Below are 25,763 nucleotides of genomic sequence, written 5' to 3'. Positions count from 1 at the left end.
GATGCCGCTCCACGTAAGCCTGGTCTCCGCTGACGCAGAGGTCTGGACCGGAGAAGCTTCGCTCGTCGTCGCCAAGACGGTCGTCGGCGAGATCGGCCTCATGCCGGGTCACGAGCCGATGCTGGCGATCCTCGCCGAGGGACAGGTGCGCATCACACAGCTGTCTGGCGAGAAGATCATCGCCAATGCTCAGGATGGCTTCGTGTCGATGGAAGGCAACGAGCTCACCATCGTCGCCGGCAACGCAGCGTTGATCTCCTAGCGATCAGTCATTTCAGAACGGCCAGCCCCTGCGGGCTGGCCGTTCTGCGTCTCAGGAGAATACTCTGCATGCTGGTCCTGTTACCGCCCTCTGAAACGAAGCGCTCAGGCGGGTTCGCGCAACCGCTCGATCTTGCTCAGATGTCGTACTCATCGCTTACTCCGCAACGCGAGGCGGTGGTGCGATCGCTCGTTGCACTCTCTGACGATCCCCTCAGCGCGACGCGGGTTCTGAAGCTGGGACCGAAGCAGATCGGTGAGATTGAAGTCAACGCCACGCTGCGAGAGTCGCCAACGATGCCGGCCGCCGATCGGTACACCGGCGTGCTCTTCGATGCGCTCGATGCTGTCTCGCTAGATGGTGCGGCACGACGATGGCTCAGTTCTCACGTTCGTATTCAGTGCGCTCCTTTCGGTCTCGTCGGCGCTCTTGAGAAGATCCCCTCCTATCGACTGGGCGCCAGCGCGTCACTGCCAGGACTGCCTTCTCTCAAGCGAGTGTGGGCCGATGCCGTCTCGGCAGCTCTCCACGAGGCGTCGCCGCGTCTGGTGCTTGACATGCGGTCTGAGGCATACGTGGCGCTAGGGCCCGTGCCTGCGACGGTTCCGTCGGTGTACGTTCGCGTCGTGAGCGATAGCGGCGAAGGAGAAGTTCGCGCGCTGAATCACTTCAACAAGCATGCAAAGGGTGCGCTTGTTCGCTTGTTGGCTACCTCGCGCCCGCGGGTTTCTACGTTGACCGGACTCTTGCGCTGGGCATCGTCGGAGGGCGTGAACATGCGGGTGACCAATGACACCGAGGTGCTCCTGATCGTCTGATACCGGAACGTCATTCTTCAGGAATGCTTGTTGGCGAGGAACGTGAGTCGCTAGCATGTAGCACGCGGGCCGAAAGGGTCTGATTCGTATTGGGCTTCGGGCTCGAACAATCCATGGGGGAGCGCTTCACCGTGAACACCACTTATTACGACTACGACGACGCCAGCGGACTGCTGGCGTTCTACCTGGTCCTTATCCCGTTTCTGCTGATCCTCGCCCTTGCCGGCTACATCATCTTCTCAATCTTCCTGATGAAGATCTTCGAAAAGGCCGGGGTGAAGGGCAAGTGGCGTGCATGGGTGCCCGTGTACAACACCATGATCTTCAGCAAGCTGGGCGACCTGAGTCCATGGTTGATCCTGATCGCTGCCGGTGCCGCGATCTTCTTGAGCTGGATCCCCGTAATCGGCCAGCTCTTCGGCCTTGCAGCGTTCTTGGTCACGCTGCTCGCCGCTTGGCGGGTGGGACTCAAGCTGCAGAAAGAGGCAGTTTGGCTGATTCTCTACTTCTTCCTGAGCATCGTCTGGTACGGCATCAACGCGTTCGACAAGTCGCGCTGGAACACCGCGATTCCCGCAGCACCGTGGGCGAGCAACGGGTTCCTCTCTGACAAGACCGTGTGGGATGCAGTGCCCAGCCAGGTTCCCGCCGGTGGCTTCCCGCCCAACCCGACGACCACTCCTGGCGCATACCCGCCCGCAGCTGGCAACACCCCGCCCGCGGCGCCCCCGGTCTACCAGCCGCCGGCAGCACCTGCCGCTCCTCCCGCAGCGGCACCGACACCGCCGCCCGCAGCTCCGACACCTCCGCCGGCAGCAGCTCCGGAGCCACCGGCAGCGACTGAGCCGCCCGCGGCGCCTGAACCGCCCAAGGCCTGACACCTTAGCTGAAGCCCCTCGCCACGCGGTGAGGGGCTTCAGCTGTCGTGGGGGAGAGATAGCGTGGAGGCATGAGCAACTCAGTTCCCCTGCGCCGTGTCGGCGCCTCCGGTCTTCAGGTCTCGGCTGTTGGTCTCGGCTGCAACAACTTTGGGCGCCCAGGCACTCGATCAGAGTCGCTGGAAGGCACCCGTGATGTGCTTTTCGCAGCGATAGACGCTGGGGTGACCTTTCTCGATACCGCCGATATGTACGGCAAAGACCCTGGACTTTCGGAGTCGTTGATGGGGCAGGCGTTGAAGGGGCGACGCGACGAAGTCACGTTGGCCACCAAGTTCGGCCATTTCGGCCGCGACATGGGCTATCCGCCCTCGGGCGCTAAAGCCTCGCGCAGCTACATTCGACGGGCCATTGACGGGTCGTTGTCACGGTTGCAAACGGATTGGATCGATCTCTTCCAGCTTCACACGCCCGACCTTGAGACGCCCGTTGAAGAGACACTCGACGCTCTGAGTGATCTGGTGCGTGAGGGCAAGGTTCGCTACATCGGCCACTCCAATTTGTCAGGTTGGCAGATCGCCGAAGCGCACTATGCAGCGCTGCAGCGGTCGAGCGTTCCGTTCGTGTCGGCGCAGAACCACTACAGTCTGCTTGCACGTGCGGCCGAGCGCGAAGTGATTCCCGCTGCTGCCCGCTTTGAAGTGGGACTGTTTCCTTATTTCCCGCTGCACAACGGGTTGCTGACAGGCAAGTTCAGCCGCGACCACGCGCCAGAGGATTCGCGCATCGCGAGGCAACGTCCTCACATCTGGCAAGACGCTCCCTGGGACGCCCTCGAGCAGTATCAAGCGCTGTGTGATGAATGGGGCATCACGATGCTCGAGGCGACATACGGGTGGATGCTGGCACAACCGGCGATTTCCAGCGTGATCGCCGGCGCCACCAGTCCCGAACAAGTGCGCGCGAACGCCGCGGCCGCTACCGCATGGACGCCGACAAGCGACCAGCTCGAGGCGATCGATGCGTTGTTCCCATTGCCGGAGGACCCGGGCGCGAAAACGTAGGGTTCTTGGCGCCAGATATTGGCGCGAGATATCGCCCACGGCGTACGTCCCGAGTCGCCGCATGCTCAGTTTCGGGCGTAGCGTACCTGTGGGTGTGTGTCGCGCGAGCGGGTTGAGATCACGCTCTAGAAAGGACCGTCGTGCTCGGCAAACTTCTCGGACGCTATCTGCGTCCCGCCTGGCTGTTGATCGTCGCTGTGGTGATCTTCCAGCTTGCGCAGTCGATTGCTTCGCTGCTGTTGCCGACGCTCAATGCCGACATCATCGACAACGGTGTCGTCGTGGGCGACATCCCATACATCTGGTCGACCGGCGGCGTGATGCTGGCGATCAGTTTCGTGCAGATCATTTGCGCCATTGTCGCGGTCTATTTCGGGTCGCGATTGGCGATGGGCATCGGCCGCGATCTTCGCAACGACCTCTTTCACCGCGTTGTCGCCTTCTCACAGCGCGAAGTGGGGCAGTTCGGTCCGCCTTCTTTGATCACTCGGAACACCAACGACGTGTACCAGGTGCAGATGCTCGTGCAGGTTTCTGCGACCCTGATGATTTCTGCACCGATGCTGGCCATTGGCGGCGTGATTATGGCTGTGCGCCAAGACGCCGGGCTCTCCTGGCTGATGGTGGTGTCGATTCCTGTTCTTTTAGTGATCGTCAGTCTCATCGTGTGGCGGATGGTGCCTGCCTTCACCCAGATGCAGAAGCGCATTGACCGGGTCAACCAGATCATGCGTGAGCAGCTCACCGGCATGCGAGTGGTGCGAGCGTTCGTGCGTGAACGCGAAGAGCGGGTGCGCTTCGCCACGGCCAGTGACGATGTGAAAGACACCGCGCTGCGAGCGGGCAACCTGATGGCGCTCATGTTCCCGGCCGTCATGCTCGTGATGAATCTCTCGAGCGTCGCCGTGATCTGGTTCGGTGCTTACCAAGTGCAAAACAGCGGCGTCGAGATCGGCACGCTGTTCGCTTTTCTCACCTACCTGATGCAGATTCTCATGGGCGTCATGATGGCGACCTTCATGTTTGTGATGATCCCCCGTGCAGCGGTGAGCGCTGCGCGCATCGGCGAGGTGCTCGACACTGTGCCCTCGGTGGCAGCGCCAGCGTCAGCATCCACACCTCCAAGCGCGTCAGGCCGTGTGCAGTTCGAGAATGTGGATTTCTCTTACCCAGGCGCCGAAGACGCGGTGCTCAAAGGACTCACCTTCACGGTGGAACCTGGCACGACGACAGCCATTATCGGATCAACCGGCGCGGGTAAGACCACGCTGATTGGACTTGTGCCTCGTCTGTTTGACGCGACTGCGGGCTCGGTCACTGTTGACGGTCTCGACGTTCGCGCCTACGACCCCGACGAGCTGTGGCGGCGCGTCGGCCTGGTGCAGCAGCGCGCGTTCCTCTTCACGGGCACGATCGCTGACAACCTTCGCTATGGCGACCCCGACGCGACCGACGACGAGCTGTGGCGAGCACTCGATATCGCGCAGGGCCGTGTGTTCGTTGAAGCGCTGGCTGAGGGACTGCAGGCTCCGATCGCCCAGGGCGGATCCAACGTGTCCGGTGGACAGCGGCAGCGCTTGGCGATTGCGCGCGCACTCGTGAAGAACCCGCCGATCTACATCTTCGATGACTCCTTTTCGGCTCTTGACCTTCGCACCGACGCAGCGCTTAGACGAGCCCTCGACGACAAGCTGCCGGCTGCCACCCGACTGGTGGTCGCGCAGCGGGTCTCGACGGTGCAGCAAGCCGACCAGATCGTGGTGCTCGATCACGGCCGCATGGTCGGAATAGGCAAACACGATGAGCTCGTAGACACATGTGAGACGTATCGAGAGATCGTGGAATCTCAGTTGGCAGCGGAGGCAGCAGCATGAGCGGCCCGTCACGTCCAGGGCCCGGTCCTCGCGGGCCGGGCGGAAACACCGCACCGGTAGTGAAGGCTCAGAATTTCGGCCCGAGCGCGAAGCGTCTGCTCGGCACGTTGCGCCCAGACAAGCCGCGGCTGATTGTGGTGCTGATCTTCGCCGTGCTGTCGGTAGGACTGTCGGTGCTCGGACCGAAACTGCTCGGCGAGGGCACCAACGTTGTCTTCGCGGGCTTCGTCTCACTTCAGGTACCTGCCGACGCTACCCAGGAGCAAGTGGTAGCGGGCCTCGTCGCCTCTGGGCAGCAAGAGCAGGCTGACATGCTCTCGGCGATGGATTTCACCCCGGGCGCGGGCATCGACTTCGACAAGCTCGCCGGCATTCTCGTGGTCGTTTTGGCGATCTATCTGTTCTCGGCCCTGTTCGGGTGGCTGCAGGCACGCATGCTCAACGGCATCGTGCAACGGGCCATGCACCGCCTGCGCCTGCAGGTCGAAGACAAGGTGCAGCGCTTGCCGCTGTCTTACTTCGATCGTGTGCAGCGCGGCGACCTCTTGAGTCGCGTCACCAACGACGTCGACAACATCGGCCAGACCATGCAGCAGACGGTGTCGCAAGTCGTGATCTCACTGCTCACGGTCGTGGGCGTACTCGTGATGATGTTCATCATCTCCCCGCTATTGGCGGTGATCGCGCTCGTGACCATTCCGTTGACGATCGTCATCACGGTGCTCGTCGCCCGTCGCTCCCAGAAGCTGTTCGTCGCACAGTGGAAGAGCACCGGAGTGTTGAACGCGCGGGTCGAAGAGACCTATTCAGGGCACGCGATCGTCAAGGTCTTCGGCCACCAAAAAGAAGCTGAGGCGGCGTTTAGAGAAGAGAACGAAGAGCTCTACCGGGCCAGCTTCGGCGCACAGTTCATTTCTGGCATCATCATGCCCGCGATGATGTTCATCGGAAACCTCGTGTACGTCGCGATCGCCGTCGTAGGCGGGCTTCAGGTGGCAGCCGGAATCATCTCAATCGGTGACGTTCAGGCGTTCATTCAGTACTCACGTCAGTTCACGCAGCCGCTCAGCCAACTCGGCTCGATGGCAAACCTGTTGCAGTCGGGTGTAGCGAGCGCAGAGCGAGTGTTCGAGCTTCTCGACGAGCCTGAGCAGACGATGGATGCTGATCCCGCCAAGACTGCGCCTGCTGACGCGAGCCACCTTGAGTTCGCGAATGTTTCGTTCCGGTACTCGGCGGACAAACCGCTGATCGAGGGGCTGAACCTGAAAGCAGAGCCGGGAAGCACGGTAGCGATCGTCGGCCCGACTGGAGCCGGGAAAACTACGCTGGTGAACCTCATCATGCGTTTCTACGATGCCGACAGCGGACGCATCAGTCTTGACGGCGTCGACATTCAGACGATGACGCGCGATGATCTGCGTGCCCGCACCGGTATGGTGCTGCAAGACACGTGGCTGTTCTCGGGCACGATCCGCGAGAACATCGCCTACGGTCGGCCGGGGGCGTCAGAAGCTGACATTGTGCAAGCAGCGACCGCGGCGTACGTTGACCGATTCGTGCACGCATTGCCAGATGGCTACGACACCGTGCTGGACGACGATGCGACCAACCTCAGCGTGGGCGAGCGGCAGCTGATTACGATCGCGCGCGCGTTCCTGGCGGATCCGCGCATCTTGATTCTCGACGAAGCGACCAGCTCTGTCGACACCCGCACTGAACTGCTCATCCAACGTGCGATGTCACGGCTTCGCGCTGACCGCACCGCGTTCGTGATCGCGCATCGGCTCTCGACCATCCGTGATGCTGATCTCATCTTGGTCATGGAAGAAGGCGCGATTGTCGAGCAGGGTAGCCACGATCAGCTGCTGCGCGCGCGCGGTGCGTACTGGAACCTCTACAACGCACAGTTCGAAGCACCTATGGAAGAAGAACCCGAAACCGGCGCGGTCGCAGTGGTCACCGGCGCGATCGACGCGCCGCCGGGGGATGGCGATGATGGTCTGAACCGTTCAGCTACTAGTATGTGATGACACGGCAGGCTGAATGGTCTGGAGTGAGAGAGTCTATTGGGAGGACACGGCGTGCCCGAGGTATCCGCCCATTCTGCGACGGTGAGCACTCCTGATGGCCAGGTGAAGTTGAACTGGGCTGGCGTCACCGATACCGGCCGTCGTCGCGAGATCAATCAAGACGCGTTCTTCGCTGAGTATCCGCTTTTCATCGTGGCCGACGGCATGGGCGGCCACATTGGGGGCGAGATCGCCAGCGCGAGCACAGTCGCCCGCATGCAAGCTATCGCAACGGGCGCGAAGATCACGCCCAAGGTCATCGACAAGGCGCTTGCACTCGCTGTGAAGGACATCGCTTCGCACCCTGAGACCACCGATGAGGGAACGGGAACAACGCTCACCGGCGTCTATCTCGATACCAGCGGCAGCGAGCCCCACTGGGTGACGATGAACATCGGTGATTCGCGTGTCTACGTGCTTCGCGATGGCGCCATCGTGCAGATCACCACTGATCACTCGGTCGTTCAAGAACTGATCGCGGCCGGGCGGCTCAGCCCCGAAGAAGCCGAGAACCATCCATATGGCAACGTCATCACGCGAGCGGTAGGTCCGACTGAGGGTGCGACTCCCGACTATGTTCGCCTCGATGTCATCGATGGTGACCGCTTCGTCATCTGTTCCGACGGTCTGACCAAAGAACTCACCGACTACGGAATTCGACACTTTCTCGAAGAGAACGCTGACCCCGCCGACGCGGTCCGCGCGATGCTCGCCGCTGCTCTCGAGAACGGCGGGCGCGACAACGTGACAGTCATCGTGCTCGACGTCGCAGACGAGCGCTCTCGAGCTGCCAGCGACGACTGAGCCGACGTTCGGCTCAACGACTGAGCGCAACGACTGAGCCGACGTCCGGCTCGACGACTGAGCGCAACGACTCCTCCCCAGGCGCTCGCACAGTGCACACCAGCACATGACGCTTGTGCTCCCGGTGGTGTACGGCTTTGTACGCTGAACTCGAGGAGTGCCACACACCTTCCTCGCCGAACCGATCGCTCGCGTGCCCCGTCACCTTTCTCGGGGGGTGCCTTCGTCGAGCGAAGCTCCCGAGGAGCTGCCTCACGCACCCGCGGGACACGAGGCCATCGACGAAGACGCGCTGAGGCTGCCTGCGAAGTGGACGGCACCTGCGCGACCGCCGATCCCGGTGGTGGCGTCTGTCGTCCCGCTGATGGGCGCCGTTGTGCTCTGGCTGGTCACGGGATCTCCGATGATGCTGTGGTTCGCACTGCTCGGCCCGCTGATCGCTGTCGGGTCGATGATCGATGGCAAGCGCGCAGCGCGTCGCGGGCGCCGCCAGGCAGAAGCGGATGCCGCACAGCAACGCGAACGTGTGGCCGACACCATCGCCAAGTGGCAGTCTCGCGAACGTGCGAAGCTCTGGGCGCGCCACCCCGATGTTGCGCTGCTGATGCGACGCGACGCTGAAATCTGGCGGGCAGCGTCGGGGCGAGACGATGCGCTCGTGCTGGGCGCGGCCAGTGTGCCGAGTGGTCTGCGCGTCACCGGCGGAGACGGAGACCCGCTCTCCACGCGGCTGCGCACCGAAGCGGCGTGGATCCCGCAAGCACCTCTCGTTGTGAGAGCAAGTGGTGGCGCAGTGGCCGTTGGGCCACCCGTGCTCGCCAGCGCGGTACAGCGCGCGTGGGCCATTCAGCTGTGCGCGGCCCTGCCGCCGGGTGAGCTGCGCATCGTGGGACCGCTGCGAGGAGATCTCGAGTGGGCAGCAGAGTTGCCTCACCGCAGGTCGACGGCGGGTATGGCGCTTGCGCTCATCGGCCCTGGCGAGCAGCCACCTGTCGAAGCAGAGATCGTGCTGGCGCGCTCACTGGCAGGTGAGCCACTTCCACCGCGGTGCGCCGCAGTGCTCGAGCTGGAGACGCTCTCCCGCGCACATCTCGACCTCGCAGGGGAGCGGTTCGCAATAGAGGCAGAGGGCATTGCTCTGGAGCAGGCGAAAACGATTGCCAGCATGCTCAATCGCCGCGCTGCCGGCGCATGGGGTTTTTCGAGAGACGAGACACCGCTGTTCTTGCGGGAGCTCCCGACCCTGTCGCCGGCCGTGACCTCGAGTGGCTTGGCTGTCTCGATCGGCGCGAATGCTGGCGAAGCGGCTGTCGTCGATCTGGTCTCGGACGGTCCACATGCGGTGGTGGCGGGGGTGACAGGTTCGGGCAAGAGCGAACTGCTCATCACGTGGATAGTCGCCCTGTGCTCCAGCCGTTCGACGACGGAAGTCAACTTCCTCCTCGCCGACTTCAAAGGCGGCACCGCGTTTGACTGCCTCAAGGGCGTGCCACACGTCACGGGCGTCATCACCGACCTCGATGGCGCAGGGGCCAGACGGGCCATTCAAAGCCTGCGCGCAGAGGTGCGCTGGCGCGAGGCGGCGATCGCGAGTGTGGGCGCGCGCGACATTCTCGACCCGCGCGTGGCCCTGCCACGGCTGGTGGTGGTGGTCGACGAGTTCGCTGCGCTGCTGGGGGACCACCCAGAGTTGCATGCAGTGTTCACCGATGTCGCCGCACGCGGCCGTGCTCTTGGGATGCACCTCATCTTGGGCACGCAGCGTGCGGCTGGAGTGGTGCGCGACAGCCTGCTTGCCAATTGCCCGCTGCGTATCAGCTTGAGAGTTACGGACGGAGCGGACAGCCGCGCACTCATCGGCGTCGAAGACGCCGCCATGCTGCCCGGCGGCGTTGAGGGCCGAGGAATTGCCCTCATCCGTCGCGCGTCTGACTCCCGCCCTTGCAAGGTGAGAATCGCGCTTTCGCAGCCGAGCGATGTCGCGCTGGCGCGTGATGCCACAGCGACGCTTCCACGGCGTCCATGGCTTCCCGCGCTTCCCACTCAGCTCACCCTGAAAGAACTGGTGCCTGGTGGCGAGAGCGCAGCAATAGCGCTCGGTCTGCTCGACGAGCCTGAACGGCAGCGTCAACGCCCCATGACGCTCGATGTGACAGATAGAGCCATTCTCGTGATCGGGGGCGCAGGAAGCGGCAAAACGAACACCCTCGAGGTGATCGCCGCCCAAGCTGAGGGTCGGCTGGTTCGAGTTCCGAGCGATCCAGAGCGCGCATGGGATGCGCTGGTCACTCTTGCTGAGGGGCGCATTGAACCCGGCACGGTAATCGTCATTGACGACCTCGACATGGTTCCCACGCGGTTCGGTGCCGAGTACGCGCATGCCGCGCTCGAGTGCGTCGAAGACCTCGTGCGCACGGCTGGCGTGCGCGGGGTTCTGGTCGTCGCGTCTGCGCAGCGGCTGGTTGGATCGGTGACCCGAATTGCTGAACTCTTTCCTCGGCGCATTCTGCTCGCGCTGCCGTCGCGGGCAGAGCATCTGGCGGCCGGCGGATCACCCGAGCACTACGCGCCCGATGCCCCGGCAGGACGTGGCCGCATCGACGGCGTGATGGTTCAAATAGCGACAGTCCCCGAGCCCGACCCTGCCCCGACCGCGCCACCGAGACAAGAATGGATGCCAGGAGTCAACCTGACCGGCTACGTTGCGCGCCGCTCGCCTGCCGCTCGCAATGCCATCTCACGCTGGCAGTCAGGTGGAGTTCGAGTGGTCTCGCTCGACGACTACGTCGCGCACCCCGAAGTCACCGCCGATGCCTGCGTCATTGTTGCCGGAGAACCCGACGAATGGCAACGGCACTGGCGCATGCTGTCACAGATCCGGGGCGATCATGATCTTGTCATCGATGCTTCGTGCTCCGCAGAGTTTCGTCTGCTGACCGGGTGGCGATCGCTTCCGCCCTACATCGAACCGGGCCGCGGACGTGCCTGGTTGACGGCGTCAGGCGGTGATCCTGAGCGAATCGTTCTGCCGACTATTGACCCGCGACCACCACACCCATAACGTCAGGTTGTGGCTACATCCCCAATCGAACTTGATCACCCGCAGGGCAAAGGTCTTGCAACCGGCACGCTCGGTTTGTGGGGGTCGACTGTCATCGGTCTCGCGTCGACGGCGCCCGTGTATTCGCTGGCGGCGACGCTGGGCTGGGTCGTGCTGGCAGTGGGCGCTCAAGCGCCGATCGCGTTTGTGCTCGCATTCATTCCGATGCTGTTCATCGCATTCGCATACCGTGAGCTGAACAACGCCGTGCCAGACTGCGGAACAACGTTCACCTGGGGAACGAAAGCGTTCGGCCCGTGGGTGGGCTGGATGGGCGGCTGGGGTGTTGCCGTTGCGGGAATGGTCGTTCTCGCGAACCTCGCGCAGATCGCGGGCATCTACTTCTGGTCGCTCTTCGGCGACGGCTCCTTGGCAGACAACGCGCCGCTCGTCACCGCGACCGGGGTGGTCTTCATCGCATCGATGACGTGGGTGAGCTGGCGAGGGGTCGAGATCGGCGAGCGCATTCAGAACATCTTGCTCGGCATCCAGTACCTGGCTCTGGCGATCTTCGTGATTGCGGCCCTGTGGCAGTACTTCGACGGGTCGGCGCCCAACCCGACCCCGTTCAGCTGGGAGTGGTTCAACCCGCTGGGCTTCACCGACTGGAGCGCATTTACCGAGGCTGTGTTGCTCGCGCTATTCATCTACTGGGGCTGGGACACCTGTCTCGCCCTCAACGAAGAGACCAAAGACCCCAAGCGCATCCCGGGACGCGCGGCGCTTCTGACCACGGTCATTCTGCTGTTCACGTATGTGGGGGTGACCGTCGCAGCCATGATGTACGCGGGCCTCGGTGATGATGCCACCGGCCTGGGAAACGAAGCGATCGCTGATGACTTCTTCCTCGCGGTCAAAGACGGACTCTTGGGTCCCTTCGGGTGGGTGCTGCTGGTTGCTGTCATGATCTCTGCTGTTTCTTCAACCCAGACGACCATCCTTCCAACCGCACGGGGCACCCTGTCGATGGCCGCCTACCGGGCGTTGCCGAAGCGGTTCATGACGGTGCACCCGCGCTACAAGACCCCCTCATTCTCGACTCTCGTGATGGGCATCGTCGCGAGCCTCTACTACATCGGCATGACGCTGATCAGCGACAACATCTTGCAAGACTCGATCCTCTCGCTCGGCCTCGCAATCGCTTTCTACTACGCGATCACCGGCTACGCCAGCGTGTGGTTCTTCCGGCGAGAACTCTTCCGTTCCGGTCGCAATCTCGTCTACAAGGGTTTGCTGCCGCTACTCGGCGCGTTGATGCTCACGCTGGCGTTCGTGCAATCCGCGATCGATATGTTCGATGTCGATTACGGCTACACCGTGCTCTTCGGGGTAGGAGGAACCTTCGTTCTCGGTGTCGGCTCGCTTGCCTTCGGCGTCGTGCTCATGCTGGTGTGGTTCATGTTCTCCCACTCCAAGCCATTCTTCCGGGGCGAGAGCCTCAACGCAGACACCGAGGTGCTCGTGCCCGAGTAAAGGCGATCGGCTTGGAAGAGCCGGCGCCGGCTCCTCCTGGGGGCGTGCCTAGAAGGTGGGGCGGATGGCCCCGACACTTTGGCCGCCACCGGCAATCGACAGCGAAAGATGCGCAATGGTGTCATCGACTGCTGATTTTTCCAGAGCGCCAGAGCGCTCGAGCAGGCGCAGCGCGACTGCGGTCGCTGCGCGGCCGTTGCCATCGAGGATCTTCGCAGCCACTGTCGATCCGTCGGGCGCGACCATCACCATGACGCCCTCGGCGCCGTGTTTGGTGAACACGCCCAGCCGTTCGGTGGCGATGGTGTCTGGCAAGCCAGGGCCTTGGATCGTCCAGGGATTCTGCCGCACGGCTTGAACGAGAGCACCAGCGCTGCGGTGCAGCGCAAACGGCGACGTGACAGCAGAATTGCCCAGGCGGTGGATGGCCCGCGCTAGACCGAAAAGCGTGGTGGCGTACACCGGTGCGCCGCATCCATCGATCGCAGTGGCGGCGGCCTTCTCGCCGACGAGTCGTTCGACCACTTCGCGAATATGCGCCTGCAGGGGGTGATCCAGCTCGAGATAGCTCGCGGTGTTCCAGCCGTTCGTCGTGCACGCCAGCAGCATTGCCGCGTGCTTGCCCGAGCAGTTCATTCGGATCGACGCCTTATCGCTGTGCTCACGCACCATAGCGTCGCGCGTTGCCCGGTCACCCGGCCACGCGGCGGGGCAGGCGAGATCGTCCTCGCCCAATCCCGCCGAACCGAGAATCTCGCGAACAACGGCAACATGTCGATCGGTGCCGGCGTGACTGGCCGTTGCCAAGCCGAGGCGTTCGCCCTCAAGTGGCGCTCCGGCTGCCAAACAAGCAAGAGCCTGCAGCGGCTTCATGCTTGAGCGAGGCAGCACCAGCGCGGTGGGGTCGCCGAGCTTGTGAATGATCGTGCCGTCGGGCGCGAGCACGATTGCTGCACCCGCATGTCGGGACTCGATGAACCCGCTTCGTTCGACGACGGCGAGTTCCACAGCATCGGCTACGGCAAGGGTCTGCGGCACCCCGCTAGCCTACCGCCGCGAGCGCCCGCTGTGTCGTGGCAGACTGTGCATCATGTTGGGTGAGCATCGATACTCCGTCCGAACCACCTGGACCGGCGATCGCGGGTCGGGTACATCTGGCTATCGCGATTACGACCGCTCAGTCACCCTCACCGTTCCTGGTAAACCCGAGTTGCTGGCCTCGGCTGACAAGCCGTTTCGGGGCGATGCGACCAGGTGGAATCCAGAAGACCTATTGCTTTCGGCCCTCAGTGAATGTCATCTGCTGTCGTATCTGCATGCCTGTGTGAAGAGCGGAGTAGTGGTGGTGGCCTATGAAGATAACGCGCTTGGAATCCTCGAAGAAGACGGCCGCGGAGGAGGGGCGTTTCGCGAAGTCGTGTTGCGGCCCCACGTGACGATTGAAGCGGAGTCGATGAGGGATGCTGCCACAGCCGCCCATGCGCAGGCCAACGAGTGGTGTTTCATTGCGAACTCGGTGAATTTTACGGTTCGCCACGAGGCGACTATCTCCGTTCGTGCGGAAAAGCCTGCCTGATTCTCTCGATCGGCGTGTGAGCGGGAGCCTCGTTGTAGGCGTTCGCAAGTTCCTGGCCCGACAGTGAGTGGATCGCCGCCATAATGTCATCGGTTGCCAGACGGCGCGCGCGACCTGACGTCGACGGACCATGGTGGGCGAGCTCAAGCGGTTCGCCGAAGCGAACGGTGATGCGGTGCTTCACAGAAGGCATCTTCGCGCCCACGGGCATCACAAGATCGGTGCCCACCAGGCCGACAGGAACAACGGGAGCGCCCGTCTGCAGGGCGAGAAAAGCAACTCCGGTGCGCCCCTTATACAAGCGACCGTCGAGGGAGCGGGTGCCTTCTGGGTACAGTGCCACTGCGCGGTCTTGATCGAGCAGCCGACGTTGCTGGTCGAGGGCATCAAGGGCCGCTTTTCCTGCTCCTCGTTGCACCGGGATCGCGCCGATTGCACTGAAAAACTGGTTCGATACCCAGCCTTTGAACCCAGGCCCGTCAAAGTAGCTCGATTTGGCGAGAAAATGCACCGGGCGGGGTGCGGCAACGGGAATGGCGATCGAGTCGATAAACGACAGATGATTGCTCGCGAAAATCACCGGCCCCGACTTCGGAACGTGACTGCGGCCTTCAATGCGGGGTCGGTAGATAAGCCTCGCCAAGGGCGTGATGACCATTCGGCCCATCGCGTAGGTCGCGCCCATGCGCGTTACCTCGGCGTCAGTTTCGACTGCTTCTTCTTGTTCGGGATCGGCGGCGCTGACCGGCTCTTCGGGGGCCGACGATGCACCCGAATTCTCGGCCTCGGCGGAAGAGTCAGGAGTCACCCATCGAGGCTACATGCGATTTCATTCCTATTACGGCACGTATGTATTCAGCGGAGAGATAGAAACGTGCGAGACAATGAGGTTTCACCCCTAATTGACTATGAGGTTTATTCGTGCGTATTCGCCCGTTCGCCGCCGCGTCTGTTGCCGCACTATCCATTGTGCTGCTCGCCGGATGTACATCGACCACCGACGCTGACACCGATGCGTCGCCTTCGACCGATACCGCGACTGATCTGTGCAGCGCCGCCGTGTCTTCGGGGTCTGCCACCGACGCGCTCGTCGTTGAAGGCGAGGTTGGTGAAGAATCGACGCTGGTGTTCGACACTCCGCTCGAGGTGGACGAGCTGCAGAGCTCCGTTGTCGAGGAGGGCTCAGGCGACCCGGTTGCTGATGGCGACCTCGTCGTCTACGCCCTCTCAGCGTTTGACGCCGAGACCGGCGAAAGCCTGGGAGCGTTCGGCTACGACACTTCCGCACTGCCCCAGCAGATTTCCGCAGATAACCCGCTCGGTCAGCTGCTCGGCTGCGCTACCCCGGGAACCCGCGTTGTCGCCGCATTCCCGGCAGCAGCGGACGGCACCACGACTGCCGAGGCCTACATCATCGACCTCATCGACGTTGTGCCCAGCGCTGCCTGGGGCGAGCCCCAGGACCCAGTAGACGGCATGCCGACCGTCGAGCTCGCTGAAGACGGTGCGCCAACCATCACCGTGCCCGATGCCGATGCTCCGACCGAAGTGCAGATCGAAACCCTGAAACTCGGCGACGGCGCGGTCGTTGCTGAGGGCGACACGGTGCTCGTGCACTACACCGGTGTGAAGTGGTCTGACGGGTCTGTCTTCGACTCGAGCTGGGAAAGCGGCACACCCGCATCGTTCCAGACCACGGGCGTTGTGGCGGGATTCCAGCAGGCGCTGGAGGGACAGACCGTCGGTTCCCAGGTGCTCGTAGTGATTCCACCGGAATTCGGCTACGGCGCGTCGGAAGGCCACGAGCTTCAGGACGAGACTCTCGTGTTCGTGGTTGACATTCTGGGCACGCAACCCATCCTCTAGGACATCGCTGGCTGATTAGGCTGAGGTCATGCGACGCATCCTCATCCTTGGCTCCACGGGTTCGATCGGAACGCAAGCGCTCGATGTCATTCGAGCGAATGCGGGACGGTTCGAAGTCGTGGGGCTGGCCGCGGGCTCCAAACACGCTGCCGTTCAGGCCCAAGCGGCAGAGTTCGGGGTAGAGCATGTTGCGCTCGGCGCGCTCGAAGCTGAACAGCTGGTGCGTGACGTCGAGGCCGATGTGGTGCTCAACGGCATCACCGGATCTGTGGGGCTCGGACCGACGCTGGCGGCACTCGAGTGCGGACGCACGCTTGCGCTAGCGAACAAGGAATCGTTGATCGTCGGTGGCGATCTCGTCACAGCCATCGCCGCACCGGGCCAGATCGTTCCGGTCGACTCTGAGCACTCGGCGATCGCGCAGGCGCTTCGTACCGGTGACCATTTTGAGGTGCGACGACTCGTGCTCACGGCATCTGGCGGCCCGTTCCGTGGTCGTAGCTACGAATCGCTGGCGGCGGTGACACCCGCCGAGGCGCTTGCTCATCCGACCTGGGATATGGGGCGTGTCGTCACGACCAACTCGGCCACGCTGGTCAACAAGGGCCTCGAAGTGATCGAAGCACACCTGTTGTTCGACGTTGCCTACGGCGATATCGATGTGGTGGTGCATCCGCAGTCGATCGTTCACTCCATGGTCGAGTTCAACGACGGTTCGACGATCGCACAAGCGTCTCCGCCTGACATGCGTCTGCCGATCTCACTTGGCCTCGATTGGCCGCACCGCGTCTCGGGTGTCGGGCATCCTTTGGACTGGACGACAGCCAGTGCCTGGACCTTCGAGCCGCTGGATGAGGTGGCGTTTCCGGCAGTTCGGCTCGCCAAGAGCGTGGGGCGTGCGCGCCGCACTTTTCCCGCCGTTTTCAACGCGGCGAACGAGCAGGCGGTCGATGCGTTTCACGACGGCAAACTTCCGTTTACCGGGATCGTCGAGACCGTGCAGCGCGTGGTGGACGATCACGAGGCACCAGCGGAACTCACTCGAGATTCGCTCGCTGAGGCCGAACGCTGGGCGCGCGAGCACGCCGACGCCGCCATCGCCGCGTTCGCCACTCGGTAGCCGCGCCGAGCGGCTAGTACAGCGGGCGCGTGGGATCAGACAGTGGGGTCTCATCGGGAGGATAAGGAACCGGCCATGCCGAGTCCGGAACATCCCACCCAGCGGCTTGGAGCGCGCGGCGTGACAACTCACGCGCCGAATACGGTTGTCGCATTCCGCGCACATCGCGGTAGTCCTGGTGGCCCGGTCCAGCCCACAGGATGGCGTCGCCGTCACTGACCAGCGCGATTGCTTCGAGAATTGCGCGCTCGGGCGGCGAATACTCGCGAATATCCGCGTCTGGACGAGCCCGACGGGCGCCTTCGATGAGAGTGGCGCGTATCGAATCGGGCTCCTCGTTGCGTGGGTGATGGTCGGTGACGATCAGAATGTCACTGCCCTGCACCGCCGTTCGGCCCATGTCATACCGCTTCGTCGCGTCTCGATCGCCATCAGCGCCGAACAGCATGACAACTTTGCCGGGAGTGACGCGACGCACCGCGGCAAGAGTCTTCTCGAATGCATCGGGGGAGTGCCCGAAGTCGACGTACACCGCCGGACCTGCGTCACCAGACACGCGCTGGGTGCGGCCGGGAAGGTAGGCGTCGATACGTGACTCATCGAGCGCCTCGACCAAACGTTCCCACGCGTAGCCGCCCTCAAGAATCATCACAATCGCGAGCCCCGCGTTGGCCGCCATGTGGCGACCGATGACGGGAACGGTCGTGGTGAGCGTGCGACCGTCGCGACAGGTCAACGTGAACTCGGTGCCGTCCTGTCGCTCTTCGCGGATGTCGACTATCCAGTCGGCGTTGCTCGCAGCATCCACATTCTCGGCGATAGCGGGGGTGCCGACCGAGACCGTCGGCACTTCACTGCGTGCGAGGATCTCGACGCCGGATGGCGCGTCGATGCAGACAACGGCACGGCGTGAACGATCAGAACGAAACAGCGGAATCTTGGCTTCGAAGTACTCACGCATATCGGCGTAGTCATCGAGATGATCATGGGTCAGATTGGTGAAGCCGGCAACGTCGAACATGATTCCATCGACGCGGCGGCGCGAAAGAGCCTGTGCACTCACCTCGACGGCGACGGCCTCGACACCTCGCTCTCGCATCAGCGCGAGCAGAGCGTGCATTTCGTAGGCCTCGGGGGTCGTCAGACGCGAAACGATTACTTCACCGGCGATATGACGCTCGGCGGTGGAAGACAAGCCCGTCGTGGCGCCTAGCTGGGCGAGGATGCCCTCGAGCAGATGAGAGACGCTTGTCTTGCCATTCGTGCCCGTGGTCGCCAACAGAATTGGCAGGTCGTTCGCCGGCCCGGTCGAGTAGACCCATGCCGACAACTCACCCAAGATGCCGCGCGGGTCTTCTACCAGCACGACGGGCAGCCCTGACTGCTCTGCGATGTCGGCGCCGCTTGAATCCGTGACGACGGCAACCGCTCCTCGCGCTGCAGCCTGTGCGGCGAACTCAGCGCCATGGCGGTTCACGCCTCTCACCGCGACGAACACATCGCCGGGGCGAAGATCTGCGGTGGCGAGAGTGATACCGCTCAGCGTGACACCCGAAACGTTTCCACGAACTTCGGTGCCGAAGTGCGCGGCAAGGTCGCTCAGCTCGTGCGTGGGAGGTGAGGCCGGGCGCAGCACAGGAGGCAGGTTCGAGGGAATGTCATTCGGCATGGCCCGTCTATTCTCTCACCCTCCCCACCGTGATTCTGATCAAGATCACGGTGGGGAGGGCGTCCGCTTTCGGACGCTCCTCCCACCGTGTTTGTGGGTCTAGCTCTTGCTGGGGCGGGTGCGCACGATCGCTACGATCAGGCCGGCGAGGCCCGCGGCGAGACCTCCGATGCCGAGCCACAGCGCGGCAATGGCGAGCGATGAGCCAGACTCGGTCTCGGCGCCGGCATCTTCGGCATCAGCATGATCGTTGTGCTCATCGTCAGCGTGCTCATCGTCAGTGTGCTCGGCGCCTTCAGCGCTCTCTTGGTCGGCCGCGTCGTCATGGTCGTGTGAGCTCTCTTGAGCCAACTCGCCGACGCTCACCACGGGAGCGGGCGAATCGAGATCGTGAGAGTCGGCGCCGTCTTCGGCTACCTCAATCCACGCATTCTCGCCTTCTTCGCAGAGCTGGGTTACCGGAAAGGCGATGTCGGTGTTGGCGGTCGCCTCTTCGAAGAGCACAGCCATGCTCATCGTTGCCTTGAGCCCGTCTTCGATGGGCGCCAGCGCGGTGTATGTCACCTGTGTGGCGATGCCGTCGCTTCCAAGTACACGCGAGATTGAGTACGCGCCGTCAATGACAGGGGCGACCGAGGTGACACCTTCGGGAATGTCGACGACGAAAGCGGTGGTGGGTGAACCATCGCAACCGTGCGACGACGAGAATGTCAGCGTTTGACTCGACCCGGCGGCGACTTCACCCGGATCGACGTGTACGTGGGCCGAAGCCATCAGCGGCGTGGCCACAACGAGGGCGATGCCGGTGGCAACGCCAGCGAGAGTCAGCGTTCGACGGCGTGCAGGGGTATGGGAAACAGCGTTCATGAATATGTCTTTCGTCAAGAGCGCGCGAGAGCGCGCGGTGAAAACTACGGATGCAAGCAGATCCGGTGTGGATGCGGCTAGAGCGCCGCGCTGACGAAAGCTGGGGGTCCCCGGCGTGAGACATCGCTCAGCAGGGTGATTGCACGCAGCGTGGGCAACACGCGCGCTGCCGGGTGCGCACAAGGCAGGGAGTCGAGCGGAATGAGCGCGTGTGCGCGCGCGAATATCGACCGCACGCCGCGCCCGAGAGTTCGCAGCATTCGGCCGCCGAAGTAGAGCCCGGCGACGGTGACGATAGCTGCGGTGAGGTGGCCCGCGAGCATGGCAGCATCCGGAAAGATACCCGCAACGCCCGCTGACGAAAACGATCCGAGAACGTGGTGCGCGTGCGTTGAGGTTGCAGCCTCGACAGTCCCGGACGAAGCCGAGGCTCCGGAGGTCATGGCGAACGCGAGATGAAACACCATCTGGCTCGCGAGCACGGTTGCCGTCATGCGCCAGAGCGCGAGGCGTCTGCCGGCGATAGCGACAGCAACGGGCGAAAGCAGAATCGCCAGCGCGACCACAAGAAGAGGATGGGGTGCCCCGCCGCCAGACAGCGTGTGGGACGTCGCGGCGATGATCGTCGCCACCCACGCGGCTGTCGCGCCGCGCAGAGCGCGGTAGTGGCGTGCGGTCATGGCAGTCCCTCCCCGCGCAATCCTAGAACACACGCGCACGGCCAACTCGTAGGTTTGTGCGGGTACCGTGAGCGTGTGGAAGTCATTGCGTTCATCATCGGCGTTGTTCTCATGGTCGTGGGCCTCGCCGTGTCGATCGCGTTGCACGAGATCGGCCACCTGGTGCCGGCAAAGAAGTTCGGCGTGCGGGTCGGGCAATACATGGTCGGCTTCGGGCCGACGCTGTGGTCAAAGCGCAAAGGCGAATCCGAATACGGGCTCAAGGCCATTCCGCTCGGCGGGTACATCTCGATGGCTGGCATGTATCCGCCATCGCCACACTCGGCACGCACGGGTCGCGCGGGCGGCGGGTTCTTCGCCACGATGGTGCAGGACGCCCGGGCCGCCAATGACGAAACTCTGGTCGGCGACGATGACCAGCGAGTGTTCTACCAGCTTCCCGTCTACAAACGCGTGATCATCATGCTCGGCGGGCCGTTTATGAACCTGGTGCTGGCGATCGTCTTGTTCACGATTCTGCTCTCGGGCATCGGGGTGCAAACCGCAACCACGACGATCGCTTCGGTGAGCGAGTGCATACCCGCAGATAGCACCCGCACCGAATGCGTGGACTCTGATCCAGCGGCGCCCGCGGCGCAGGCAGGACTGCAGGCGGGCGATGAGATCATCGCTATCAACGGTGCCGAGATCTCGACATTCACCGAGGTGTCGACTGCGGTTCGAGACGCCCCAGATGAACGCATCGAAGTCGTTGTGTTGCGAGACGACGCCGAATACACGATGGCGCTGACCCCCGCCGCCGTAGAACGTCAAGTGGTGGATGCTGATGGCCTCCCCGCGGTTGACGCAAACGGAGAACCCGAGGTCGCGGTCGTGGGGATCGTGGGAATCAGCCCGGTCGTTGAATTCGAGCGTCAGCCAGTGTGGAGCGGAGCCCAGACCGCGGCCACCAATGTGAGCGCGGTTGCAGGCATCATCTGGCAGCTTCCGGTCAAGGTCTGGGAAACCGGAGTTGACACTGTCACGGGCCAGGAAAGAGATCCCGACGGACCGCTGAGCGTGGTGGGCGCGAGCGTGATCGCGGGTGAAGTCGCCGCGGCGGATGCCCCAATTCTGAACCGGGTTTCTGCGCTGCTGTCGTTGCTCGCCTCACTGAACATCGCCCTATTCGTGTTCAACCTGGTGCCGCTGCTGCCACTGGACGGCGGCCACATCGCGGTAGCGCTGTGGGACGGCGTCAAACGCGTGTGGGCAAAGCTCTTCCGGCTGGCGCCGCCCAAGCCGGTCGATGCGACAAAACTGGTGCCGGTGACGTTCGTGGTGGTAGTGGCGTTGATCGCGATGGGTGCCGTGCTGATTCTGTCTGACCTGATCAACCCGATGTCGTTGTTCTAAGCGACGCGTCTAGTCTCAGCTAGGCGGTGATTGGCTCGAGAGCCTGGGCGACCAGCCGTTCAAGGGTAGTCATGCCATCGCGCGACAGGATCGATTCGAGGTGACCCTGCACCGAGGCGAAAGCGGGCCCACGCAACGCATACACGGCCCCGGTTGCGTCGGCCGCGATCTCAGCTTCTTGAACGACGGTGGTGCCAGGGGCCACTCGCGCGGTGAACGTGTTGTAGAAGCCAATTGAAGCGTTCACACCGAAGATGTCGACCGACTTCTGAAGACCCTGGTGCGGAGCAGCGAGCGGAGCGAGTTCGACTCCGAGCGAGTCAGCCAACACCTGGTGGCTCAAACAGACTGCGAGAAGCGGGGAGTGATTCTCGCGCCGGCGCGCCACGATCTCGCGCACTCGCTGGATACGTGCGCTGTCCCGGTCGCGAGGATCGCCCGGTCCGGGGCCTGAGACCACCAGCTCCGCAGCATCGATCTGCTCGTTGGTGACGCCTCCCCACGGTGCAATCTGCACGCTCAAACCGAGGTGGCGCAGCTGATGAGCGAGCATAGTCGTGAAGCGGTCTTCGGCATCGATGACCAGGGCGCTATGCCCGGCGAACGGGCCGGCACCGTCGCGGCCTTGGGGGTTCAGCCAGAACGCTGCGAGTCGAGAGTTGCGTGAGGCGAGCAGCGCGCTGATGGTTGGATCGTCAGCGAGGCTTCGCGGTTGGGGGGCGGGGGCGTCCTCGTCGATCACGTCCCCGCTGGCGGCTGCGGACGCGCTGATTGGCGACCTGGCGGTGTCGAGCTCGATCGCTCCGATCGCGCCGAGAACGCCCGCCGCTTTTCCGTGCGTCTCGCCAACTTCGCCGTATGGATCGGAATGACGCACGAGCGTAGCGCCCACGGGCACCCGCAGACGCCCGTCTTCGAGGTAGGCGGTACGAATCAGAATCGGCGCGTCGAGATCGTGGGTCGCTTCATCTGCGGTGGGACTCTCGCGAGGCGTGAACAGTGCAGCGACCCCAGAATAGTAGCCGCGTGCGGTTGACTCGTGGCGGGCGATGACTGTGCACGCGTTCTGCATTGGCGAACCGGTCACGGTCGGGGCGAACATCGTCTCGCGCAGGATGTCGCGAGGGTCGAGCTTGCTGCGTCCTCGCAGTACATACTCGGTGTGCGTCAGTCTTGACATCACCTTCAGCTGTGGACCTGTGATGCGCCCGCCGTCCGAGCAGACGGCGCTCATCATCTTGAGCTCTTCGTCGACGACCATGAAGAGCTCTTCGGTCTCTTTCGTCGACTCGAGAAACTCTGTCAGCGTTTCGGCGGTGGCCCCGCCGGCGGGGTGGCGGAACGTTCCCGAAATGGGGTTCATCGTCACGACGCCGCTTTGAGCGCTGACGTGGGCTTCGGGGCTGGCGCCCACCGCAACATGACCATCAGTCACGATCGCAAACGTCCAGTACGCGCCGCGCTCATGCTCGAGCAGTGCTTTGAACCAGGTGAGTGCCGCTGTTGCGGCGTCAGCATCGACGGCCGCGACAAAGTCTCGCCGAATGACGAAATTGGCGCCTTCCCCCTGCCCGATCTCCTCTGAGATCACCCGGCGCACGATGTCGGCGTAGTCGTCATCGCCGATATCGAAACCTGCGTCGGTGAGCGCGATGGCTGCCGAGGGAAGAACTTCGATGACGTCGGCACGATTGAGTGTGATGTGATCCGTCACCACGATGCAGCGCAATGGGGCGCCATCGTCGTGGCACTCGAAACCGCGTTCGCGCACCTGGCGAAACGGCACAAGCGCGAGGACTTCTCGCGGCGTGCCCTTCGCATCGACGAGAGGAACGTCGGCGAGCAGTTCGACGTCGACAACGTCGCCTAGGAGGAGTTCGACGGTGGATTCATCGCGAGAGATGAGCGCGAATGGCGTGCCGTTTGCTGCCAGCTCGCGCAGAGAAGAGGGGGTGTACCCGGTCATCGTCGGTCTTTCGTCGTGGGGGCGGCCGCCCTACGAAAAAGACCGCCCGTGGGCGGTCTGTAGTCACACATACCCACCGCCTATGCGGTGAGCCACCAGGAAGTGTGCGCGGACATGGGCCGAACTTACCACAAGCGTGCGGGTCGGCACGTTTGCCACAAATGTGCAAGACAAGGTGCGCTTCCCAGCACGCACGCCGTTGCGCGGCGTAGGCTGGGGGAGTGCCAGCCGTGAATCTTGGGATGCCTAAAGCTCCCGTAGTCCTCGCCCCCCGCCGTAAGAGCCGACAGATCAAGGTCGGCAAAGTACTGGTGGGTGGCACCGCCCCCGTGAGCGTTCAGTCGATGACGACCACGCCGACGACCAACATCAACGCCACTCTGCAGCAGATCGCCGAGCTCACCGCTTCTGGATGTGAGATCGTGCGCGTCGCGGTGCCGACTCAAGAAGACGCCGACGTGTTGCACATCATTGCCGCGAAAAGTCAGATTCCGGTGATCGCAGATATTCACTTCCAGCCGAAGTACGTGTTTCAGGCGATCGACGCCGGGTGCGCTGCGGTGCGGGTCAATCCCGGAAACATCCGCAAGTTCGACGATCAGGTCGGCCAGATTGCCGCCGCGGCCAAGGCTGCCGAAGTGTCGCTGCGTATCGGTGTGAACGCTGGCTCGTTGGACCGGCGCATTCTCGAGAAGTACGGCAAGGCGACTCCCGAGGGGCTCATGGAGAGCGCCGTGTGGGAAGCATCCCTCTTCGAGGAGCACGATTTTCACGACTTCAAGATCTCGGTCAAGCACAACGACCCGGTTGTGATGGTCAAGGCCTACCGGCTGCTCGCAGAGCGCGGTGAGTGGCCCCTCCACCTCGGTGTCACCGAGGCAGGCCCCGCGTTCCAGGGCACGATCAAGAGCGCGACCGCTTTCGGCATTCTGCTGGGAGAGGGCATCGGAGACACGATTCGTGTGTCGCTGTCGGCACCGCCCGCCGAAGAAGTCAAGGTGGGGCACCAGATTCTGCAGTCGCTGAATCTTCGCGAGCGCAAGCTCGAGATCGTTTCCTGCCCCTCCTGCGGTCGTGCCCAGGTCGACGTGTACACGCTGGCCGAAGATGTTACTGAGGGTCTCAAAGACATGACGGTGCCGCTGCGTGTCGCTGTCATGGGCTGTGTCGTAAACGGTCCCGGCGAGGCGCGAGAGGCAGACCTCGGTGTTGCTTCCGGCAACGGCAAGGGCCAGATCTTCGTCAAGGGTGAGGTGATCAAGACCGTTCCTGAGTCTGAGATCGTCGCCACGCTCATCGAAGAGGCTCAGCGCATCGCCGATGAGATGGGTCCAGAAGCCACACCAGGAACCGCGCAGGTGATCACCGCTTAATCTCATGTCTGCACCAGATCCTCTCTTTGCTGTTTCCCGCTCCACGCGTCTGTCGCCCCGACAGCGCACACTGATCGAGCAGTGGGAGCCCACCGCTGAACTGGTCGCAGACCTCAGCTGGAGGTTAGGTGGCACCACGGTGCTGCTTGCCCGCGCCGGAGACACTGAGATCGTGGTGAAGGCTGGCGAGCGTGGCGATCTCAACGTCACTCGCGAGATCGAAGGGCGCGAGCACTGGGCAGGCGTATGGGTAGAACTTGGCGTCGCGGCCAAGACGTTTCATGCTGACAGTGACGCCAACATCCTGCTTCTCGAGCATCTTCCCGGCGATCTCATCGCGGGCAGCGAAGCAGCGATTGATCCAGAGGTGCACCGACGCGCGGGCGAGCTGCTGCGAGTTTTTCACGACCAGCGTGCAATCGACCCAGCCGACAGCGACGAAGAAGAGACCCGGCGCGCCTCAGCGTGGCTGGACTCCGCACATCGCATCGATGCCGACGCGGTGCAGCGACTGCGATATGCGCTCAGCGTGCTTCCCGGAGTCACCGCACCCCTGGTGCCGACCCATGGCGACTTTCAGCCGCGCAACTGGCTGCTCGACGACGGCGAGGTGCGTTTCGTCGATTTCGGGCGGTTTGGGCACCGCGCCGCCGCAACAGATTTCGCTCGAATGGCCGCGCAGGAGTGGCTGCAGAATCCTGCCTGTGAGACGGCATTCATCGAGGGGTATGGCATCGATCCTCGCGACGACCAGGAATGGCTGATGATCCGCCTGCGTCAGGCGATCGAAACCGCGGCTTGGGCCTACCAGGCAGGCGACCCCGCCTTTGAGCAACAGGGGTTGCGCATGGTCGATGAGGTGCTCGAAGACCTCGAGCTGTAGGACCGCGCACGCGGCTGTCGCCA

Annotated in this window: 21 protein-coding genes; 15 read left to right on the top strand and 6 right to left on the bottom strand. The window is 63.2% G+C overall.

The features are described from left to right. The first annotated feature begins 1 nt into the window (after window position 1). From WDU96_RS12220 to WDU96_RS12180, 9 genes are all read left to right on the top strand, one after another. The gene (locus tag WDU96_RS12220) at window positions 2-262 is read left to right on the top strand and encodes a F0F1 ATP synthase subunit epsilon (RefSeq protein ID WP_337338926.1); all 261 of its coding nucleotides are present in this window, start codon (window positions 2-4) and stop codon (window positions 260-262) included. A gap of 68 nt (window positions 263-330) precedes the next feature. Beyond that, window positions 331-1,080 carry a YaaA family protein gene (locus tag WDU96_RS12215; RefSeq protein ID WP_337338799.1) on the top strand — a complete coding sequence of 250 codons (750 nt, stop codon included), beginning with the start codon at window positions 331-333 and terminating at the stop codon, window positions 1,078-1,080. 131 nt (window positions 1,081-1,211) lie between these two features. Next, complete coding sequence (locus WDU96_RS12210; protein WP_337338798.1) at window positions 1,212-1,958, top strand: large exoprotein; 747 nt, start codon at window positions 1,212-1,214, stop codon at window positions 1,956-1,958. 71 nt (window positions 1,959-2,029) lie between these two features. Continuing rightward, the gene (locus WDU96_RS12205; protein ID WP_337338797.1) at window positions 2,030-3,022 is read left to right on the top strand and encodes an aldo/keto reductase; all 993 of its coding nucleotides are present in this window, start codon (window positions 2,030-2,032) and stop codon (window positions 3,020-3,022) included. A 140-nt stretch (window positions 3,023-3,162) separates the two neighbouring features. Continuing rightward, window positions 3,163-4,896, top strand: a complete 1,734-nt coding sequence (locus WDU96_RS12200; RefSeq protein WP_337338796.1) for an ABC transporter ATP-binding protein — start codon at window positions 3,163-3,165, stop codon at window positions 4,894-4,896. Further along, window positions 4,893-6,926, top strand: coding sequence for an ABC transporter ATP-binding protein (locus WDU96_RS12195; protein ID WP_337338795.1), 2,034 nt, complete (start codon window positions 4,893-4,895; stop codon window positions 6,924-6,926). The genes WDU96_RS12200 and WDU96_RS12195 overlap by 4 nt, the downstream gene beginning before the upstream one ends. 54 nt (window positions 6,927-6,980) lie before the next feature. Continuing rightward, a complete protein-coding gene (locus WDU96_RS12190) occupies window positions 6,981-7,772 on the top strand; it encodes a PP2C family protein-serine/threonine phosphatase (protein ID WP_337338794.1) in 792 nt (263 codons plus the stop codon). A 157-nt stretch (window positions 7,773-7,929) separates the two neighbouring features. Continuing rightward, on the top strand, window positions 7,930-10,833 hold the full coding sequence (locus WDU96_RS12185) for an FtsK/SpoIIIE domain-containing protein (protein WP_337338793.1): 2,904 nt from the start codon (window positions 7,930-7,932) through the stop codon (window positions 10,831-10,833). A gap of 9 nt (window positions 10,834-10,842) precedes the next feature. Beyond that, complete coding sequence (locus tag WDU96_RS12180) at window positions 10,843-12,345, top strand: APC family permease (RefSeq protein WP_337338792.1); 1,503 nt, start codon at window positions 10,843-10,845, stop codon at window positions 12,343-12,345. Window positions 12,346-12,393: 48 nt separating this feature from the next. On the opposite strand, the gene WDU96_RS12175 is transcribed toward WDU96_RS12180, so the two are convergent. Next, window positions 12,394-13,383 (bottom strand): asparaginase, encoded by a 990-nt coding sequence (locus tag WDU96_RS12175; RefSeq protein WP_337338791.1) that lies wholly within the window; start codon window positions 13,381-13,383, stop codon window positions 12,394-12,396. Window positions 13,384-13,435: 52 nt separating this feature from the next. On the opposite strand from WDU96_RS12175, the gene WDU96_RS12170 reads away from it, so the two are divergent. Continuing rightward, on the top strand, window positions 13,436-13,921 hold the full coding sequence (locus tag WDU96_RS12170; protein ID WP_337338790.1) for an OsmC family protein: 486 nt from the start codon (window positions 13,436-13,438) through the stop codon (window positions 13,919-13,921). On the opposite strand, the gene WDU96_RS12165 is transcribed toward WDU96_RS12170, so the two are convergent. After that, window positions 13,890-14,606: a lysophospholipid acyltransferase family protein gene (locus WDU96_RS12165; protein ID WP_337338925.1), complete on the bottom strand. Its 717-nt coding sequence runs from the start codon at window positions 14,604-14,606 to the stop codon at window positions 13,890-13,892. The genes WDU96_RS12170 and WDU96_RS12165 overlap by 32 nt on opposite strands. A gap of 236 nt (window positions 14,607-14,842) precedes the next feature. Between WDU96_RS12165 and WDU96_RS12160 the strand changes: the two genes are divergently transcribed. Beyond that, entirely contained in the window at window positions 14,843-15,787 is a 945-nt protein-coding gene (locus WDU96_RS12160; protein ID WP_337338789.1) for an FKBP-type peptidyl-prolyl cis-trans isomerase, read from the top strand. A 28-nt stretch (window positions 15,788-15,815) separates the two neighbouring features. Continuing rightward, complete coding sequence (dxr, locus tag WDU96_RS12155; RefSeq protein WP_337338788.1) at window positions 15,816-16,907, top strand: 1-deoxy-D-xylulose-5-phosphate reductoisomerase; 1,092 nt, start codon at window positions 15,816-15,818, stop codon at window positions 16,905-16,907. Window positions 16,908-16,920: 13 nt separating this feature from the next. Here dxr and WDU96_RS12150 read toward each other — a convergent pair whose 3' ends face one another. The 3 genes from WDU96_RS12150 to WDU96_RS12140 form a co-directional block, all read right to left on the bottom strand. Next, the gene (locus WDU96_RS12150) at window positions 16,921-18,576 is read right to left on the bottom strand and encodes a Mur ligase family protein (RefSeq protein ID WP_337338787.1); all 1,656 of its coding nucleotides are present in this window, start codon (window positions 18,574-18,576) and stop codon (window positions 16,921-16,923) included. A 99-nt stretch (window positions 18,577-18,675) separates the two neighbouring features. Next, on the bottom strand, window positions 18,676-19,443 hold the full coding sequence (locus WDU96_RS12145; protein ID WP_337338786.1) for a YcnI family copper-binding membrane protein: 768 nt from the start codon (window positions 19,441-19,443) through the stop codon (window positions 18,676-18,678). A 77-nt stretch (window positions 19,444-19,520) separates the two neighbouring features. Beyond that, on the bottom strand, window positions 19,521-20,123 hold the full coding sequence (locus WDU96_RS12140) for a hypothetical protein (RefSeq protein WP_337338785.1): 603 nt from the start codon (window positions 20,121-20,123) through the stop codon (window positions 19,521-19,523). A gap of 75 nt (window positions 20,124-20,198) precedes the next feature. On the opposite strand from WDU96_RS12140, the gene WDU96_RS12135 reads away from it, so the two are divergent. Beyond that, window positions 20,199-21,518 (top strand): M50 family metallopeptidase, encoded by a 1,320-nt coding sequence (locus WDU96_RS12135; protein WP_337338784.1) that lies wholly within the window; start codon window positions 20,199-20,201, stop codon window positions 21,516-21,518. Window positions 21,519-21,537: 19 nt separating this feature from the next. On the opposite strand, the gene WDU96_RS12130 is transcribed toward WDU96_RS12135, so the two are convergent. Next, complete coding sequence (locus WDU96_RS12130; protein WP_337338783.1) at window positions 21,538-23,484, bottom strand: anthranilate synthase family protein; 1,947 nt, start codon at window positions 23,482-23,484, stop codon at window positions 21,538-21,540. A gap of 242 nt (window positions 23,485-23,726) precedes the next feature. On the opposite strand from WDU96_RS12130, the gene ispG reads away from it, so the two are divergent. Both ispG and WDU96_RS12120 read left to right on the top strand, forming a co-directional pair. Then, window positions 23,727-24,857, top strand: coding sequence for a flavodoxin-dependent (E)-4-hydroxy-3-methylbut-2-enyl-diphosphate synthase (gene ispG, locus WDU96_RS12125; RefSeq protein ID WP_337338782.1), 1,131 nt, complete (start codon window positions 23,727-23,729; stop codon window positions 24,855-24,857). Between the two features lie 4 nt (window positions 24,858-24,861). Next, on the top strand, window positions 24,862-25,740 hold the full coding sequence (locus WDU96_RS12120) for a phosphotransferase (protein ID WP_337338781.1): 879 nt from the start codon (window positions 24,862-24,864) through the stop codon (window positions 25,738-25,740). The last annotated feature ends 23 nt before the right edge of the window (window positions 25,741-25,763 follow it).

It is taken from the genome of Microbacterium marmarense, from assembly GCF_037204165.1.
GTDB lineage: Bacteria > Actinomycetota > Actinomycetes > Actinomycetales > Microbacteriaceae > Microbacterium > Microbacterium marmarense.
The sequence above is the reverse complement of the archived record's forward strand: the minus strand, read 5'-3'. Positions and strand labels throughout refer to the sequence as shown.

Excerpts from the sequence above, each read along its gene's own strand:
- WDU96_RS12220 (WP_337338926.1), top strand. The coding sequence starts at position 2 with ATGCCGCTCCACGTAAGCCTGGTCTCCGCTGACGCAGAGGTCTGGACC.
- WDU96_RS12215 (WP_337338799.1), top strand. The coding sequence starts at position 331 with ATGCTGGTCCTGTTACCGCCCTCTGAAACGAAGCGCTCAGGCGGGTTC.
- WDU96_RS12205 (WP_337338797.1), top strand. The coding sequence starts at position 2,030 with ATGAGCAACTCAGTTCCCCTGCGCCGTGTCGGCGCCTCCGGTCTTCAG.
- WDU96_RS12195 (WP_337338795.1), top strand. The coding sequence starts at position 4,893 with ATGAGCGGCCCGTCACGTCCAGGGCCCGGTCCTCGCGGGCCGGGCGGA.
- WDU96_RS12170 (WP_337338790.1), top strand. The coding sequence starts at position 13,436 with ATGTTGGGTGAGCATCGATACTCCGTCCGAACCACCTGGACCGGCGAT.
- WDU96_RS12165 (WP_337338925.1), bottom strand. The coding sequence starts at position 14,606 with ATGGGCGCGACCTACGCGATGGGCCGAATGGTCATCACGCCCTTGGCG.
- dxr (WP_337338788.1), top strand. The coding sequence starts at position 15,816 with ATGCGACGCATCCTCATCCTTGGCTCCACGGGTTCGATCGGAACGCAA.
- WDU96_RS12150 (WP_337338787.1), bottom strand. The coding sequence starts at position 18,576 with ATGCCGAATGACATTCCCTCGAACCTGCCTCCTGTGCTGCGCCCGGCC.
- WDU96_RS12145 (WP_337338786.1), bottom strand. The coding sequence starts at position 19,443 with ATGAACGCTGTTTCCCATACCCCTGCACGCCGTCGAACGCTGACTCTC.
- WDU96_RS12140 (WP_337338785.1), bottom strand. The coding sequence starts at position 20,123 with ATGACCGCACGCCACTACCGCGCTCTGCGCGGCGCGACAGCCGCGTGG.
- WDU96_RS12130 (WP_337338783.1), bottom strand. The coding sequence starts at position 23,484 with ATGACCGGGTACACCCCCTCTTCTCTGCGCGAGCTGGCAGCAAACGGC.
- ispG (WP_337338782.1), top strand. The coding sequence starts at position 23,727 with ATGCCTAAAGCTCCCGTAGTCCTCGCCCCCCGCCGTAAGAGCCGACAG.
- WDU96_RS12120 (WP_337338781.1), top strand. The coding sequence starts at position 24,862 with ATGTCTGCACCAGATCCTCTCTTTGCTGTTTCCCGCTCCACGCGTCTG.